The following is a 17,091-nucleotide window of genomic DNA, read 5'->3' as shown; positions in this document are numbered from 1 at the left end:
TAAGGGGGTTTTGATTGTGAAAAAGACAGCTGTCAGTAAAAACGAAATGCCTTATTTACGTGTTGGTTATGGCGAATCTTTAATTCTCATTCATGGACTTGGTGAAATAAAGGAGGGTTGGGGGAAACAGTTTGAATTAGCAGATCAGTATGACCTGATTGTTCCTGATTTAAGAGGACATGGTGATAATCTAAGAATGGACGGAATAACGATTAAAAATTTTGCAAAGGATATTTTGTCCTTACTTGATGAATTAAAAATAGAAAGCGCTCATATTTGTGGAATGTCAATGGGGGGTATTGTAGTACAGGAAATTTATCGGCAAGCACCAGAAAGATGCCTATCCTTAATTTTAGTCAGTACGTTTTATCATGCCCCAGCACAGTTTAGAACAATCTTTTTCCCTGTTCGAAAGGCAAGGGCACTCTTATTGTCTTCCGAGGAGCAAAAATTAATGGCTGCCAAAACTTGTTTATACTCTTGGAACCAGGAGAACATGGAAGCGTTCTTCAAGTTTTATAAACCAAACAAAGAAGCTTACGTTAAATCTATGGAGGCATGCCTAGAAATCGATAATCGCTCTTTATTGCCGAAAATTAAAGTTCCTACACTTGTTATTGGCTGTCAATATGATTCAATAACCCCAGTTTGGATACAGATTCTTATGCACGAACAAATCCCTAACTCTGATTTAGTTATTTTCCAAAAATCAGGACATATTGCAAAACTTGAAGTTACGGAAAAATTCAATCACACATTGCGTCACTTTTTAAATGAAAACGGACTGACTGAAAAAGCTGGATAACTTGTCGAAGGAGTACTTTCTTCCCTTTTATCTACCCATTGGAATCAAAGTATATTATTAATTCTAGGTCAACACCAATAATTCAGTCTCAGAAACGAAGAAATGATTCCTTTTTCAATGGAAGCATTTCTTCTTTATTTTATTGAACATTGATCACTACATTGATTGTTAATGCTTAGATTTTATTTTCCCATCCAATCCGTTCCGTTCCTTTGAAACAGTTACAGAAGGAGCACGGAAGTTATTTTACATAATCAAAAACTCATTCGAATTGAGTGAGTTTTTTTGCATGATTAGAAATTAAATAGCTGAATATGTGCAAAGAATATCATTCTTTTCACGGCTTTGAGGGGAAATAAAATTATTTGAACAACATCGGGGGACAAAATCATCGGTTCATTAAGAGACAAGTCGTACTTTAACGTTTATTCGTTGACATTTTTGCCTTTATTAAACTTATTAAAATAACCCTAATCATCACTTTATGACTTTAAGGCAATTCAGCATATCTTTAGGTAAATTGAATGAATTTATAATTCACGTCCATTTAGAACAGTAGTGACTCCCAACACGTAATATAAGACAAAGAAGCTTTAGGGTATTCAGGAGTCCTACTTTTTAAGACTGGATATTATTTCGCCTTACATTTCAAAATAGTTATTTTAGATTTGAACTATGCTGGAAGATATATTCTTTGTTCGAAAGGATTGTCGAGCGCCTCCCTACTATCAAGGACTTGATAAAAAGATTAAAACATGACCTTAACTTTCGCTGCGATGTAACAATCACGTTTCTGATATACATCCTCCGTTGCTTCCTATTCCCGTTTAGTCAAGAAATCTTAGAAATAATATGCTGGAAAAAGTGCAGGACTCCATTCCTCTTCATGCTATGAAAAGGGTTTAGTTCTTTTAGATGCCACACATTTTGAGCGAGAGACCGTACAACTGCACAATATAAAAACTCTTACCAGAATGAAGGCAAAAGATTATAGAAACAATTATTAAACACTCAATTACAAGTGATTAACCATCCGTAATTATGGAAACTCTATTAAAACAAGTTAAGGAGGTTTTGAATGTGAAAACGACAGCTGTTAGTGAAGACGAAATGCCCTATTTGCGTACTGGCAATGGCGAACCTTTAGTTCTCATTCATGGACTTGGTGAAATAAAGGAAGGTTGGGAGAAACAGTTTGAATTAGCAGATCAGTATGACCTGATTGTTCCTGATTTAAGAGGACATGGCAATAATCCAAGAATGGACGGAATAACGATTAAAAATTTCGCGAAGGATATTTTGTCCTTACTTGATGAATTAAAAATAGAAAGTGCACACATTTGTGGAATGTCAATGGGGGGTATTGTAGTACAGGAAATTTATCGGCAAGCATCAGAGAGATGCCTATCCTTAATTCTAGTCAGTACGTTTTATCATGCNCCGAGGAGCATAATGGCTGCCAAAACTTGTTTATACTCTTGGAAACAGGAGAATATGGATGAGTTCTACAAGTTTTACAAACCAAACAAAGAAGGTTATGTAAAATCTATGGAAGCATGCCTTGAGGTCGATAATCGCTCTTTGTTGCCAGAAATAAAGGTTCCTACACTTGTTATTGGTTGTCAATATGATTCAATAATCCCAGTTTGGATACAGATCCTTATGCACGAGCTTATCCCTAATTCTAAATTAGTTATTCTTAAGAAATCAGGGCATATTGCAAAGCTTGAAGTAACGGAAAAATTCAATCATACATTGCGTCACTTTTTAAATGAAAACGGACTGACTGAAAAAGCTGGATAAATGGGAAGGAGTTCATCCTTCCCTCTACATTCTTTAATTGTTTCCTTTGGAACTGGCAAGTTTGCGTCACTTTACAAAGAGCAACTTTACCTCTTTTAGCTCATCCTTTAAATTATTGATTTCATTATTCATCATTTCCATACGACTTTCTTTAAGTACAAGACTCATCTCATTCAATACTTCTTTCAAGGAAGTGAAGTTACCTTTTTCATTCCATTTTTTTGATATGTTGTATGTTATGTCATCTAAATGATCTAGTTTAGTTTCATTCATAATATAATGCTTAGCAACATTGACTATCTCTTCTTTACTCATGTAATTCATGAAGTCCAACCAATATTTAATAATGGCTCTTTGGTCCTGGACTTGGTTTAGGTGTGACCCTACTAACTCTTCTACCAGCAATACGAATCGTTCGCAATTTGCCGTCTGTTTAATATGTTTATTCCACTCTTCTTCAAGCTTTTTATATTCAATATATGTCTCATTTTCCATACCTGGCATTCTATTCTCCTAATCTACTAACCCCTATGGTGTCCAGATTAAGCGTAATGTAGTATAGGATTTTAGTCAATTAGCAATTTTTGAAATATTTGGTGCGATCACATAATAGAATCATATATAATGATTAACATATTAATTACAGAAAAGAGGTATTTTCATGCCATTCGTAAATCATAACAATGAAAGCCTTTACTATGAGGTTCACGGACAAGGTGATCCTTTATTGTTGATTATGGGGCTCGGCTATAACTCTTTATCCTGGCATAGAACGTTGCCCACTTTAGCTAAGCGCTTTAAAGTAATCGTTTTTGATAATCGTGGTGTTGGTAAGAGCAGTAAGCCTGAACAGCCATATTCTATTGAAATGATGGCTGAGGATGCAAGAGCGGTCCTTGATGCTGTTTCGATTGACTCAGCACATGTATATGGGATTTCAATGGGTGGAATGATTGCCCAAAGGCTGGCAATCACTTATCCAGAACGTGTTCGTTCTCTTGTTCTAGGTTGTACCACTGCGGGTGGTACTACTCATATTCAACCTGCTCCAGAAATATCTACTTTAATGGTATCTCGAGCCTCCCTTACAGGTTCTCCAAGGGATAATGCCTGGTTAGCGGCACCAATAGTTTATAGTCAAGCTTTTATTGAGAAGCACCCTGAATTAATTCAGGAAGATATCCAAAAGCGAATAGAAATCATTACTCCGCCAAGCGCATATCTGTCTCAACTACAAGCTTGTCTAACTCATGATACATCCAATGAACTTGATAAAATAAACATACCAACATTGATTATACACGGTGATGCAGATAATTTGGTTCCATATGAAAACGGTAAAATGTTAGCTGAACGTATTCAGGGTTCTCAGTTTCACACCGTATCCTGTGCTGGCCACATTTACATAACAGAAGCAGCTGAGGAAGCAAATGACAAAGTTATACAGTTTCTAGTTCATCTATAAAGTCAGCAAAAAGTATCTGTGGGACGATTACAACTGCTACAATACTTCCAGATCAAGCATAGGAAATTAGCGGATATCGCAATAAAATTACCTGACTCACCAAAAGGTCAGTAAGAAGGCGATTATAAACCAATCCATCTAATGGGCTCTCTTGTTGAGCAAGCGCTTTTACTTTTCTACGATGCTGTCATCCTTAGATTTAAAGAGAAAAAGAAATTGGATCCAATAAAATGTATGGACGACATGCCAACCAATGATGAAATAAAAAGTAAGATGTAAAAAACAGCAAGGGATTCTTCTGAATTCCTTGCTGTTTTTTTGAATTAAGATAGTTGATTGAAGTTTATTTTAATGGAATTATTTTATTTTCAAACCTAACCCAAACATTTTATATATGGGCTAAAATCAAACATATCCTTCACTCCTTCTGATTATTAATTATATTCAGTTTAGTAATATGCAATAAACATGTCAGTTAAGAAATAAGATGTAAGGGTTTTTAGAACATCACAGTAAATAACCTTCCAAATTCTGTGTTATGATAAGTGAACGAAAATATTGATTAAATTTAGGAGGAAAGTATATATGCTTAAAATTATAAAGTTTTTAACTTTCATTTTTATTTCAGGGATACTTTTTTTGTACCTTTATCCTCCTCTAGGGAGACGAGCGACTAAAGAAAAAATAAAAAGTTTCAGCACAAAGGAGAATTTTGTTGATGGGAAGTTCATCAACCAGATTCCTGCAAGTCAGGCGATGAGCCTCAAACATACAGGTTCGATACTACGGGATTATATAAAAGGAAATCCCAATAGGCGGCCCGACAATCCTATTCTGATTGAAACTAAAGAACATATGATAGGTGATTTCAATAAAATCACCTGGTTTGGACATTCTGCCTTCATGTTGGAGATGGATGGAAAAACCTTATTAGTGGATCCAATGTTTGGTAAAGCCCCCACTCCCTTTCCGCTGTTTGGAAATAAGCGTTTTAGCAGGGACTTGCCTATAGATTTGGAAAGGCTTCCTCCAATCGATGCGATTCTACTATCACATGACCACTATGATCATTTAGATTATTACTCTATAAAGAAGTTAAAAGATAAGGTCGGTCAGTTCATTGTTCCACTGGGGGTTGGGGGCCATCTTGAAAGATGGGGCGTTAAAAAAGAAAAGATTCAGGAGCATAATTGGTGGGATGAAGTTAATTACAACGGCCTGCATTTGGTTTGCACGCCTGCGAGACATTTTTCCGGAAGAAGTTTACGCGATGGCAATACAACTCTGTGGTGCTCCTGGGTAATTAATGGAAAACAAAACAAGATATTTTTTAGCGGGGACAGTGGGTATGGTTCTCATTTTAAAGAAATTGGAGAAAAATTCGGTCCATTTGATCTTACATTAATGGAATGTGGCCAATATGATGAGCGCTGGTCCACCATCCATATGACGCCTGAAGAAACAGTTCAAGCAAACATCGATGTGCAAGGAAAGCTAATGATTCCGATTCATTGGGCAGGGTTCACATTGTCATTTCATGACTGGACAGACCCAATTGAAAGGGTAACTAATGCGGCCAAAGAACATTCCGTTCAGGTTTCTACACCGCAAATAGGCGAACCAGTATTTATTGGAGTAAAAGAGTTTCCTCAAACAATATGGTGGAAATAAAATCAGTCTATCCTAATTTGGATAGACTGATTTTATTTATTTAACTGTGTTCCTTCTTATTATAATAAAGATTCATTTTTATAGTATGATCTTTCTTTCCCCCAAAATAATTTGTTCCGATTACACCTAAAATGATAAGGACCGACCCGATTATATCGTAGGTTGTAATCTTTTCATTTAGAATAAGTGCTCCTGCCACTATCGTGACAACGGTGGAAAGGTTTGCAAAGACACTCATTTGTGACGCATTGATTATTGATAAAATGCTGTTGGATAGCAACGAAGTGACCAATGAGGCCAATATTCCTAAATACAAAATGGAACTGATGAATTCCATGCTCAACCATGGTGAAAAGAATTCCTGCATTGTTCCTTGGTTGATGTGGGAACTGATTGCGGCAATGTTAAAAATGACGAATCCTATTCCCATCATAAAAAAGGACATTTCACCTGGGGTATAATCTTTGGCTAGTGAACGGGTCATTGTCGTATAACATGCGGTAGCAATACAGGATAGAAGGATTAACACCATTCCGAGCATGTCGGAAAAATTGATTGAGCTCCCTTTCAATACAAAAATAAAAATGACACCCACTACCGATAAGACAATCGAAAGCTTCTGATATAAAGACGTTTTTTCCTTTAAGAAATATCCCGCTATCATCACCGTTATAATCGGGGTAACGGCTGATAAGATTCCAGCATCGGTGGATTGTGAGTATTTAAGTCCGAAAGCTTGAAAGGCAAAAAAAAGAGTTGGAAATAATAATGACAGCGGAACCAGTTTTTTTGCGGACTCCCACGTGTAATTTACTTTAATGACTTTAAAAGCAACTAATAATGATATGATAGCGAAGGAAACGCTGAATCGGAACGCCAATGTATCAAGTGGATTTGATTCAGCAATTGCCATTTTCGTGAATAAGAATGATAGGCCGACAATACTGGCATGAAATATGGCCAACATATATGCAAAAGATTGGGATTTCATAGATGCAGCTCCTCAACTAGACTACTATATATCCATTTTAGGTATAGTACCCTTTGTATCTGAATTGCAACCCAAGTTTAAAGGTAAAGGATACAGGTCCCTCGATCCTCCCCTTAAATATTGCAGGTTATTTTAAGCTTCAGTAATCTTATTATTCTTAGGAAGGACAAAAATTGTTACGATTAGCGAAGTTTTTACTCTTGGTTATATCTCCATATAACTTTTGGCTTTTATTATATTTGGATGGTTTTAGTATTATATGAATGACTAAAACTAAGATACCTAAAAAAAACAGAACAGAAGAAGCTAATCCGTAGGTAAAGGATTTGCTTCTTCTGTTCTTATACAAATAATACATAACTTGAAACAATACCTGAGTACTAAATATTTGATCAGTTCCAATTCCGATGTTTGTAATACAATCTGATTTCTTCAAAGCAAATCAGGATATTTAATTTATTTTAGTGTGATACAAATTAAAACCCTTTTAGGGTGAATGGTCGGTTGAAAATATGGTCTGCGGATTTTGATAATAATAGGTATTCAGCAAAAAAAAGTTTACTTGGTAACGTACCTCTTTGTGGTGATACCTTTAATTATATTGAAAAGCTTCGATTTGCCGAAAACACGGTTGAATATCTCGAAGAAACCCAATAATGAATTTCCTAGTCTAGATGTAGCATGACTTCATTTTCTTTAACAAAGTTAGAATAGATGGAGATTCGTTATTATCACTATTTATTCACAAAGTAATAGAAACGACTATTAAAATATTACTAAATAATGATTATTTTCCATTTTCACTTATGATAAAATTTCAAGGAGAAAGTGAGGTTTACATATGTTAGTGACCACTATTATATTTCTTTTGGCCGGTCTAGCTGAGATTGGTGGGGGTTATCTTATTTGGCTTTGGTTAAGAGATGGAAAATCCATTTATTTAGGATTTATTGGAGGGATCGTTTTAGTTTTATATGGCATCATTGCAACATTCCAAACGTTTCCAACTTTCGGGCGTGTATATGCTGCATATGGCGGTGTTTTTATTGTGTTATCGGTATTATGGGGATGGGGCATCGATAAGAAAACGCCTGATTTATATGATTGGATTGGGGCTGCAATCTGTTTAATTGGGGTGTCTGTCATCATTTGGGCGCCGAGACATTAGAAGTAAAGGGCTTTAAAGCCCTTTACTTACTCAAAGCAGCCGATTGATTAAATATTTTTCGATCATAAGCGTACGCAATATAAAATCTCACGTCCTCACGGGATCATTATTTAGGTGTTACATATCTTCAGATAACCTTGGAATGAATGTTTTTCTAAACCAATTTCTTTTCCTTACTACTAACAGCCATATTGCTGGATTTTTCCTGTATAATCCAAATCGCAACTGCCGCGATAATGCATGGAATGGCAAATGCTAAGAAATTAATCTGCAATGACAATTTCATATCAAGCAAGACCCCGCAGAAAGTAGGAGCGATAATTCCACCTATTCTTCCTACACCTAATGCCCAGCCTACTCCCGTTGAACGGATTTCGTTAGGATAAAACTGTGATACATAAGCGTTCGTTACGATTTGTGTACCAGTTGTAGTTCCTCCCGCAATGGCAATCAACACATAGAGCATGATCATGCTTGGTTTAAAGCTCAGCATCGTAAGTGCTGCAAACCCTATGACTAAGAAGGAAACCAGAACCACTTTAGATCCAAATCGATCAGCAAGCTTTCCTCCGACAATTGCCCCAAATACGGCGCCGAGGTTAAGTGTCACTAGGAATGTTAAGCTGGATCCTAATTCATATCCTGCCCCTCCCATAATTTTTGGAAGCCATGTACTCAATCCGTACATCACAAACAGGCACATGAAAAAGGCGACCCAGAACATGATTGTACTAACTGTCCGACCTTTTTTGAATAATTGTTTCACCGGGAAACCAGTAGAATCATTTTTACTTTTCTCATGAAGAACATAATGATCATTCGCAGTGTATTTCCCGGTTACATCTACTTGATTCAGTACGTCCGCCAATTGGCTTTTTTGGTTTTTTAATATAAAATAATTCAATGATTCTGGTAACATTTTATAGAGAATCGGCATAAAGATCAGTGGAAGAGCACCAAGCCATACAACTGCGCGCCATCCAAAGTTCGGAATCAGATACATCGCACCTAATGATGCAACAACACCACCTAAAGCATGTCCACTGAACATAATAGCAACCAGTGTGCTACGAAGTTTTTTCGGAGCATATTCAGTAATAATTGCTATTAGATTAGGCATGACTCCCCCCAATCCTAAACCTGCAATAAAACGTTGTATTCCAAAAGTAGTTGGCGTATCTGCAAACCCTGAAGTAAAAGTAAATATAGAAAAAATGACCGTACAAATTAAGATGACTTTCTTTCTTCCAAATTTATCAGCTATTGGTCCAAAGACTAACGCGCCTATCATCATTCCAAACAAAGCATAGCTGCTAAATAATCCTGCTTCTACAGCAGTGATTTTCCACTCAGTCATCAAAGATGGTAGGATTGTTCCAAGCATGAACATATCATATCCATCACAGATAATGATAAAGATACAACTTAATAAAATCTGTAAATGAAAGCGGTTAAATTTTTGTTCATCAATCATTTCAGATACACGGATTGTGCGCATTTCCTTCGCCTCTTTCTTCTTTTCCTTTATTGTCTAAAGGAACGTTCTAAGTTTTTTAAAACCAGCTTACCACCAAATTAAAAAATAACAATAAAGACTTAAATTACACTTATATAGAACTAAGTTCACTATATATTAACTTAATTTTTAGAATATTGTCAATTATCAAAGTTCATTAAGGTTCATAGCTAGGAAAAACTTTTTATGAAAAAAAGGCAAAAAAAAGCCCTCTAGTCAAAAGAGGACTTTTTTGAAAATAAAGAATTTAGGCATCTAATGCTTCTTTTTTCTTTCTTTTTTTAGATTCTGTTATAAGATCATAACCAAGATAAAGGATAATGGCTGCGCCTAACAATTTAATATATAACGGAATATCCGCTACAAAGAAATATATCATTGAGAATAATGTTCCTATTATAGATAACCAAAAAATTAAATGTTTTAGAATTTTTTTCAAAGTAATGACTCCCTCTCAAAAGATGAGATTAATTATTCTAGTTCGCTCCACTTCAAGGAGGAATTTTTATTATCCGTTCTTTCATTTTAACATTTATCCTTTAAATAATGGAGTAAATCATATTGCGAAATATGAACAATTAAGCAATTTTTCATAGAAATTTTATTATTGCTCTAAAACTTAGACCACATTATTTATGAGATCATTTATTTTTACAACCTATCATTGACAAATATACATTTTCCACTCCTAATAATAATTAAATGTCATTTAAGGAATTTATAGATAATGGGGTTTACAATATAGTTTGCATCAGTCATCTATTGAATGTCATTTTTGTAATGATTTCACTCTATCCAGGCAGCACCCTTCGTTATTTAGAACATTGTGTCCTTTGAGCAGATCTGCGATGAAACTAATTATAAGAATAAGAAAGAAATTTAATCAGAAGTAACTATACAAGCTCTCCTAACATAAAATAAACATGAAAATGGCAGCGTAGATATCTCCTACGCTGCCATTTTCATGTTTATTCTTACAGTATATTCATTTTATTGGAGTCTACCATTATTTCTTCACTTTGTTCTGGTTGATTATTTTTATAATAAGCCATCTTCACTGGAACAAAGGATAAAGCAATCGCGGCAATAAGACCAGGAATAGCAAAAGCAATAAAATTCAATTGAATTGGTAGTGAGATTGATAATAGGAATCCACCAAGGATGGGTCCGAGCATACCACCAATCCTTCCTATTCCAGATGCCATCCCAAGTGCAGTCGATCTAATATTTGGTGGATAGTACTGGGAAACATAGGCTTGTACAAGATTTTGGGCGCCAATCGTACAGGCACCTGCAATCGCAACTAATGTGTAAATCATGAAGGAACTTCCACCCATTCCTAACAGTGTCAAACTAATTGCACCTAGTGCATACAACGGTACAAGCATTTTTTTAGAACCATATCGATCACAAAGCTTAGCTATGATAAGAGTACCTACGATAGCTCCACCTTGAAGAACGATTAAGAAACCTAGACTTGAATTCAAAGCATACCCCGCTTCAATCATTAGCTTTGGTAGCCATGTATTCAACCCATATACCATCAATAGACACATGAAAAAGGCAACCCAGAACATCAAAGTACTTAAAGCGCGGGAATTTTTAAACAATCCGACAATCGGCAGTTTCTCATCTGATTTTTTCACTTCTACAATTTCGTCATGTATGGTGAAATTGCTATCAGGACTGACTTTGGATAATACTCTGATTAATTCCTCTTTTCTATTAATTCTAATGAGATGTGTGGAGGTTTCTGGTAAATGTTTCATCATGATTGGTAGAAATAGTAAAGGTATGCCGGCAAACCAGAATATGGACTCCCAGCCTAATGAAGGCATAAGTAGGATACCTAGTATCGGTGCAAGCATCCCCCCGAATGAATAGCCGCATAATACAATCGAAACGACCATGCTTCTCATTGTTTTCGGTGCGTAATCCGTCAATAAAGCGATGACGTTCGGCATGATGCCTCCCAGTCCTAACCCCGCTAAAAATCGAAAAGTAGAAAATATGGTAGGTGTACTCGCAAATCCACATAGCAATGTAAATAAACTAAATAAAATCAATGAAATGGCAATGACGTTTTTTCTTCCAATCCGATCCGCTAATGTCCCAAAAAAGATGGCACCGAACATCATACCGAATAGACCATAGCTACCCATTGCTCCCGCTTCCACTGAAGTTAGATTCCACTCCTCTGTTAACACTGGGACAACCGTTCCATAAACGACAAGGTCGTACCCATCAAAAAGGATGATAATGAAACACCATGCCAACAAACCGAAATGAAAGCGGTTAAATTTACTGTTACTAATTACCTCTGTCGTGTTAATACTAGCCATAAAAATTTCCCCTCTCTAGGTGACTACCAAAAATCCACATGATAGCGCTTACGGAATTTCTAATTAAAAAGGATAACTCTTCACTAACTTTATACAAATAGTGAACCGAGTTATCTAATTGTTATTATAATAGGCAATTATCTGATATTTCAATAAAAATTTTCACAAATTAGTCATAAACATCAAAACACCAAAGCATAAGCCATCTTGAAAAATAAAGAATTCATGAGTGTAATGGAGAATTAAGATGATTTCGTTTGAAATCGTTTCCAAGTTACCTGTATTAAAAATTTTTTTCACACTATAATACAACAACTATTTATTATAGATATGTTATTCAATAGCTCAACAGGATGAAAAAAACAGAAAAAAACCAGTCCCTGATCGGAACTGGTTTCTAATTCTAAAGATAGAGCCGCCATTGCCGTATTCACGTAAGAAAGTTTTAAACCACCACTCCTCAAAGTGGGTGTTTGCAGANTTGCCAATCCTGTTGTCCAAGTCAGTGACGAGGCATAACATTCCTGTTTCGATGTAAAACTCCCTATTACAGCTTAAAGGTTAAAACTTAATTATCATTACGAACAACGCAGCTTGTATAGTTATAATACATAAATTCATTCTCTCTTGCAAGACTAATAATTCCCAAGTAACAAATTTTTTTTTGTATTTCGTTAGTTATTGATTGAAATGAGACTCTAATAGTGGGTTCTGTAATTCTTCCATTAAAGACTAACTATGTAAAGACATTAATTTTTTCAAAAAAGTATAATATGTTATGTAACAAACATTATAATGAAGAAAGATCTATAGAATTTTATATGATTTATAAGATATAGGAGGTAGAATCTAAAGGTTTTTAAGGTACTATTTTCCCCTATTTAGATACAGACTCTTACAATTAATAGTAATTTACATTTGCAAATGCTCGTCAGGGGTCTATAATATTAGATATCAGATTTGATAGGAGTGACTAGCTATGCTTTCAAACATTGGTTTTCCTGGTTTAATTCTAATCTTTCTTTTAGCATTAATTGTCTTTGGGCCGAAAAAACTTCCTCAAATCGGACGCGCTGTAGGTACATCGCTTCGAGAGTTTAAGGATGCAACAAAGGGAATAACAGATGAAATTCAAGAGGAATTTAAAGAAGACGTTCAAGCTGCGAGAAAAGAATCGGTAAAATAAAAAAACAATGAAAAATACGCCTGCACGCAGCAGGCGTATTTGATGCGTTTGAGGCGGGAACCGTCAGGCCACATCCCGACGTTTAGCTTAAAAAGCATGTTCTTCGACTTACACAAATTAGCTCATCGCTTTATTAATATAACATTTATCCTTTATTATTTCAAGAGAATTTTTGAAACTTCTTAAAGAAATTTCATTGTTGTAAGATGTTAGTGTAAAACCGCTTCTTTTCTGTAATTGGGTATAAATTAATAAAACCATGTAATTTTATCCTAGTAACCCGTGTTGATGTTTTACAATTAAATATTCTACCGAGGAAACTTGTCAAATATAAAATTTAATATCTATATTCTTTGCTGGCAAAAAATAGGTATTAGCCTTCTTGTAAAAATACTACACTCCTTTTTGCATCATCTTTTAGACGACCTCTCTCCTATTTACTTTTAAAATCCAACATTTTGTTATTTCTGATTAACTTCAACTCCATTTAAAATAGCTTAATCATTGTTGTTCAAGCTTCAATATATACTTGCCTCTTTTATTTCAACCATAACACTGAATATTAGTCTTAAACTACTTTGACTTTATCCACCTTTAATTTAGAGTTAAACAAAAAAACACTCCGATGAGTGTTTTTTAAAATTATTATTTTTCCTGCTGATTAAGGTTGGAATGTTTTCGAGAATAAACAAAGTAAATCACGATACCAATAGCCATCCAAATTAAGAAGCGTATCCATGTATGGCTACCTAGTTGTAACATAAGGAATACACAAAAAACGATGGCTAAACCTGGCACAAGCGGTACGGCCGGACAATAGAATGCACGTTTCATATCTGGTCTTGTTTTACGTAAAACGATTACCGCTACCGAAATCATCGTAAACGCTGTTAATGTTCCAATATTAACTAATTCAGCCAATTCACCAAGTGGTACAAAGGCTCCTAGTAAGGCGGCAATTATACCAAACATCCATGATGCCGCATAAGGCGTATTATATTTCTTATGAAGTTTTGATAAAGATTTTGGCATCAATCCATCACGTGACATCGCAAACATGATACGAGTTTGTCCATATAACATTACCAAGATGACCGTTGTCATTCCAATAAAGGCTCCAAGGTCAATAATTCCTGCAATCCAATTCTGGCCTGCGCTTTGTAGTACTAAAGAAATCGGGTGATCTAGTGCCGTTGCGAACTGTGCATACGGTACCACACCTGTCATAATTAAACTAACAATCATATAAAGTACAACACAAATAATCAATGAACCGATAATTCCTCGTGGTAAATTCTTTCCTGGATCTCTTGTTTCCTCAGCAGCAGATGCTACTGCATCAAAGCCGATAAATGCAAAGAACATTAAAGCGGCTGTAGAAAATACTCCACTGATTCCGAATGGCATGAATGGCTGCCAGTTTTCAGGTTTCACATAGTAAATAGAAGAGACGATAAACAACAAAACAACGATCACTTTAATAACAACCATAATGTTGTTGATCCTTGTAGTTTGTTTCGTACCTCTAGAAATCAATAAAGTAATAGCCATAACTATTAAAAAGGCTGGCAAGTTCATGTAAGTTGTAACACCCTCAATTGAACCAGGTGCTGCCGTGAGTTTCTCCGGGAAGTTAATCCCGAATCCACCTAAAAACGATTGGAAATAACCAGACCAGCCGGCCGATACGGCACTAACTGCCAATAAGTATTCAAGGATTAAATCCCACCCTATAATCCAGGCAGCAAATTCACCTAGTGTTGCATACGCATAAGTGTAAGTTGAACCAGATACCGGCACGGATGATGCAAATTCAGCATATGAAAGTGCTGCGAATAAACAAGCAAGGCCGGCAATGACGAACGATAACGAAAGCGCCGGACCAGCATTAACTGCTCCAGTTCCCGTTAATACAAAAATACCAGTTCCAATTATTGCTCCAATTCCAAGCATCGTTAAATCCCAAGCACCTAGTTCCCTTTTCAACCCCTTACTGTTGGAACCAGCGTTTTTCAATAAGTCCTCAATAGACTTCTTTCTAAAAATACTCATGTTTTCTCCTCCACAAATTTAAAAAACTATTCAGAAAATAACAAATAAATGAATTCACTTACTTTTTTTATTAGAGAATTTTCGACAAAATTCAACAATTCCTGAATTATCTGACTTTCAAATTATACGTATTAAACCCTTATACGTCAATGGTTTTATTATAGTAGAATTTCTATTTTGAAAATTCGCTGAATATCTCTAGTGATTTTTCGACATAATTCTCTATCGAATGTTTAGGCGCATTTACATATAGAACGTTAAAATAAATATCCAAATTTTATAATCTTACATGAATGGATTTGACAAATCCTGAGCTGGGATACCTACTTACCCTTTTAGATCTTCATTTGATTCTATTTCCTAATATATCCAAATTTTAGATTGAGACTCCAATTTATGTTCCCTACTCTTATTATTATGGAATAATACACCATAATTATTCTAGCCATTCAAGAACTAATGGTTTGACGAAATTGATGTACATCTCTATACTTATTAAGTCTTAAAAAGTACGGGAAATATGCTTAATTGGAGATGGTGACTTTCATGGATTTTACGATTACCTATCTGTCTTTTTATTTAATACAGGTTGAAGGAAAAGGCGATCAGGCTGATAAACGATTTAAACATTTTCAAACACTCGATACCCAGGAATACGAAGAAAGTCCTTTAAAGGATTTTTTGGATGGGGAATTGATAAAAATCTCCAAACGAAAAGTAGACCGTCATCCAAAAACTGAACAAATACCCACAAAAATCGGTTCTTTTATTGTTGAAGAAGGCCATGCACTTGATTCCAATCCTAATTACAATGTATTTAACCGTGTCCGCTTTGCCGGTACAAAAGAAGTCTTCCAGCAGGAAAATGAACAATTCGCTCAGTCTTATATAGATACAAGTGCAGTGCGTGGCGGAGTCTTCCTAGTCGCATCTGCTAAATTAACGAAATATCTAGATGAACCATTCGTCTTCTTATTAAAATGTGATTTCGAGCCGAAGGTTGCTTCCATTTCAGATGAACGAACACTAATTCGACACGTTGAAATGGCAATCACCACTAAAAATATGAAATCCATCCAATACCCCTACATGCCCGAAGAAGGTATGGTCGAAGAAGGCGAACTGAAAATCCACCAGGCCTCACATGCCCGCTACTTCGAGGACTTTTTGAAATTCGTCGAATATGGCGAATCGATGCCAGAAATCATGAAAAACCAGGTCATCCACATGGTCCATGAACATGTATCCGCACAATTCGAAGAAAACAGTGACGAATTGCACAAATTCGAACAGGACCTGGAAATCTGGGAAACAAGCGAAAAAAGGGAAATCCAGGAACGCCTTGAAACCCACCAGGTCGTCGAAGCCACAGCCCAGATTGTCGAGCATACACCTGAAGCCGAACTGCGAATGAAGCAGTACATCCATCAAAGGACTATTAGCCGATTTTGGCGAAAGCATCCATTTAGGCAAGATTAATGGAAAATATGTATTAATGATAGAATCCAATACAATAGAATTCGATAAAGGCGTGTCGCCGATTGAGTTTCATAAGCCGGATGATTTGATGGAGATTGTGGAGCGGATTAGTAGGAAAAGTGTTGGGGAGTAAAGGCTTTTAACAAAAAAATAGTGTAATGAGGCGATTTTAACAGGTTTAGTGACCGCATTAGTGACCGCTGATATGACCTCTAAACACGCACCATTAAAGCATTTATGACTTTACTAGTGACCAAAATTGTGACCGCTCCTGTATCAAATAAACTAAAAATACGGTCTTAAAATTTGTGATAAAGGTCTCTATTCATTTAAACCAAAAAGAAGTTCCTAAATTAAGGAACTTCTTTTATTAATGCTAAAGATTCTAGAGCCTAGGACCCAAATCTGTTATGAGGACAGTACAAACTAAGTTATAAGTTAATGGAATATTTATCATCTTTTAAAGAATCTTTTATTATAAAACGAACCTTCAGTCACTTTCTCAAAATAGAACTTAACTGGCATTTCACGAGCAGGTTTGGCTTGTCAACAATACAGGTTAGTTAAGGAAGCCTCAGAAGTCCTAGCGATTGACACTTCAATAATTGTATTT

Annotated in this window: 12 protein-coding genes, 1 other RNA gene and 2 pseudogenes; 8 read left to right on the top strand and 7 right to left on the bottom strand. The window is 35.7% G+C overall.

What is annotated here, in order from left to right:
- The first annotated feature begins 16 nt into the window (after positions 1-16).
- The 3 genes and pseudogenes from AKG34_RS10340 to AKG34_RS28750 all read left to right on the top strand — a co-directional run.
- Positions 17-805, top strand: a complete 789-nt coding sequence (locus tag AKG34_RS10340; RefSeq protein ID WP_236694922.1) for an alpha/beta fold hydrolase — start codon at positions 17-19, stop codon at positions 803-805.
- Positions 806-1,846: 1,041 nt separating this feature from the next.
- Positions 1,847-2,244, top strand: a pseudogene (locus AKG34_RS28755) (alpha/beta fold hydrolase); the annotation flags it as partial.
- A 1-nt stretch (position 2,245) separates the two neighbouring features.
- Positions 2,246-2,608 (top strand): alpha/beta fold hydrolase (locus AKG34_RS28750; protein ID WP_236694920.1); only part of this gene is annotated, 363 nt, incomplete at its 5' end.
- A 66-nt stretch (positions 2,609-2,674) separates the two neighbouring features.
- Here AKG34_RS28750 and AKG34_RS10330 read toward each other — a convergent pair.
- Complete coding sequence (locus AKG34_RS10330) at positions 2,675-3,112, bottom strand: hypothetical protein (protein ID WP_053346009.1); 438 nt, start codon at positions 3,110-3,112, stop codon at positions 2,675-2,677.
- Between the two features lie 157 nt (positions 3,113-3,269).
- Here AKG34_RS10330 and AKG34_RS10325 point away from each other — a divergent pair, with 157 nt between their 5' ends.
- Positions 3,270-4,073 (top strand): alpha/beta fold hydrolase, encoded by an 804-nt coding sequence (locus tag AKG34_RS10325; RefSeq protein ID WP_053346008.1) that lies wholly within the window; start codon positions 3,270-3,272, stop codon positions 4,071-4,073.
- Positions 4,074-4,658: 585 nt separating this feature from the next.
- Positions 4,659-5,744 (top strand): MBL fold metallo-hydrolase, encoded by a 1,086-nt coding sequence (locus AKG34_RS10320; RefSeq protein ID WP_053346007.1) that lies wholly within the window; start codon positions 4,659-4,661, stop codon positions 5,742-5,744.
- A gap of 40 nt (positions 5,745-5,784) precedes the next feature.
- Here the strand turns inward: AKG34_RS10320 and AKG34_RS10315 are convergent, their stop codons facing one another.
- On the bottom strand, positions 5,785-6,735 hold the full coding sequence (locus tag AKG34_RS10315) for a DMT family transporter (protein WP_053346006.1): 951 nt from the start codon (positions 6,733-6,735) through the stop codon (positions 5,785-5,787).
- Between the two features lie 841 nt (positions 6,736-7,576).
- Here AKG34_RS10315 and AKG34_RS10310 point away from each other — a divergent pair.
- Positions 7,577-7,903 (top strand): YnfA family protein, encoded by a 327-nt coding sequence (locus tag AKG34_RS10310; RefSeq protein WP_053346005.1) that lies wholly within the window; start codon positions 7,577-7,579, stop codon positions 7,901-7,903.
- A 154-nt stretch (positions 7,904-8,057) separates the two neighbouring features.
- Here the strand turns inward: AKG34_RS10310 and AKG34_RS10305 are convergent, their stop codons facing one another.
- The 4 genes from AKG34_RS10305 to ssrS all read right to left on the bottom strand — a co-directional run bounded on the left by AKG34_RS10305 (position 8,058) and on the right by ssrS (position 12,360).
- Positions 8,058-9,401: an MFS transporter gene (locus AKG34_RS10305; protein WP_053346004.1), complete on the bottom strand. Its 1,344-nt coding sequence runs from the start codon at positions 9,399-9,401 to the stop codon at positions 8,058-8,060.
- A gap of 265 nt (positions 9,402-9,666) precedes the next feature.
- Positions 9,667-9,858, bottom strand: a complete 192-nt coding sequence (locus AKG34_RS10300; protein ID WP_053346003.1) for a hypothetical protein — start codon at positions 9,856-9,858, stop codon at positions 9,667-9,669.
- Positions 9,859-10,393: 535 nt separating this feature from the next.
- Positions 10,394-11,761, bottom strand: a complete 1,368-nt coding sequence (locus tag AKG34_RS10295) for an MFS transporter (protein ID WP_053346002.1) — start codon at positions 11,759-11,761, stop codon at positions 10,394-10,396.
- 408 nt (positions 11,762-12,169) lie between these two features.
- Positions 12,170-12,360: non-coding RNA, 6S RNA (ssrS, locus tag AKG34_RS26805), on the bottom strand.
- Between the two features lie 380 nt (positions 12,361-12,740).
- Between ssrS and AKG34_RS10290 the strand changes: the two genes are divergently transcribed.
- Complete coding sequence (locus tag AKG34_RS10290) at positions 12,741-12,947, top strand: twin-arginine translocase TatA/TatE family subunit (protein ID WP_053346001.1); 207 nt, start codon at positions 12,741-12,743, stop codon at positions 12,945-12,947.
- 645 nt (positions 12,948-13,592) lie between these two features.
- Here the strand turns inward: AKG34_RS10290 and AKG34_RS10285 are convergent.
- Entirely contained in the window at positions 13,593-14,999 is a 1,407-nt protein-coding gene (locus tag AKG34_RS10285) for a branched-chain amino acid transporter BcaP (RefSeq protein ID WP_053346000.1), read from the bottom strand.
- Between the two features lie 546 nt (positions 15,000-15,545).
- Between AKG34_RS10285 and AKG34_RS10280 the strand changes: the two are divergent.
- Positions 15,546-16,611 (top strand): annotated as a pseudogene (locus tag AKG34_RS10280) (DUF3900 domain-containing protein).
- Positions 16,612-17,091: the final 480 nt, after the last annotated feature.

Source organism: Peribacillus butanolivorans (assembly GCF_001273755.1).
Lineage (GTDB): Bacteria > Bacillota > Bacilli > Bacillales > DSM-1321 > Peribacillus > Peribacillus butanolivorans.
Note: the sequence above shows the minus strand (reverse complement) of the source record. Positions and strands in the feature narration are given on the sequence as shown.

What these genes read in the sequence shown, in the direction of transcription:
- AKG34_RS10290 (WP_053346001.1), top strand. Translation starts at nt 12,741, where the DNA reads ATGCTTTCAAACATTGGTTTTCCTGGTTTAATTCTAATCTTTCTTTTA.
- AKG34_RS10295 (WP_053346002.1), bottom strand. Translation starts at nt 11,761, where the DNA reads ATGGCTAGTATTAACACGACAGAGGTAATTAGTAACAGTAAATTTAAC.
- AKG34_RS10325 (WP_053346008.1), top strand. Translation starts at nt 3,270, where the DNA reads ATGCCATTCGTAAATCATAACAATGAAAGCCTTTACTATGAGGTTCAC.
- AKG34_RS10330 (WP_053346009.1), bottom strand. Translation starts at nt 3,112, where the DNA reads ATGCCAGGTATGGAAAATGAGACATATATTGAATATAAAAAGCTTGAA.
- AKG34_RS10315 (WP_053346006.1), bottom strand. Translation starts at nt 6,735, where the DNA reads ATGAAATCCCAATCTTTTGCATATATGTTGGCCATATTTCATGCCAGT.
- AKG34_RS10310 (WP_053346005.1), top strand. Translation starts at nt 7,577, where the DNA reads ATGTTAGTGACCACTATTATATTTCTTTTGGCCGGTCTAGCTGAGATT.
- AKG34_RS10285 (WP_053346000.1), bottom strand. Translation starts at nt 14,999, where the DNA reads ATGAGTATTTTTAGAAAGAAGTCTATTGAGGACTTATTGAAAAACGCT.
- AKG34_RS10320 (WP_053346007.1), top strand. Translation starts at nt 4,659, where the DNA reads ATGCTTAAAATTATAAAGTTTTTAACTTTCATTTTTATTTCAGGGATA.
- AKG34_RS10305 (WP_053346004.1), bottom strand. Translation starts at nt 9,401, where the DNA reads ATGCGCACAATCCGTGTATCTGAAATGATTGATGAACAAAAATTTAAC.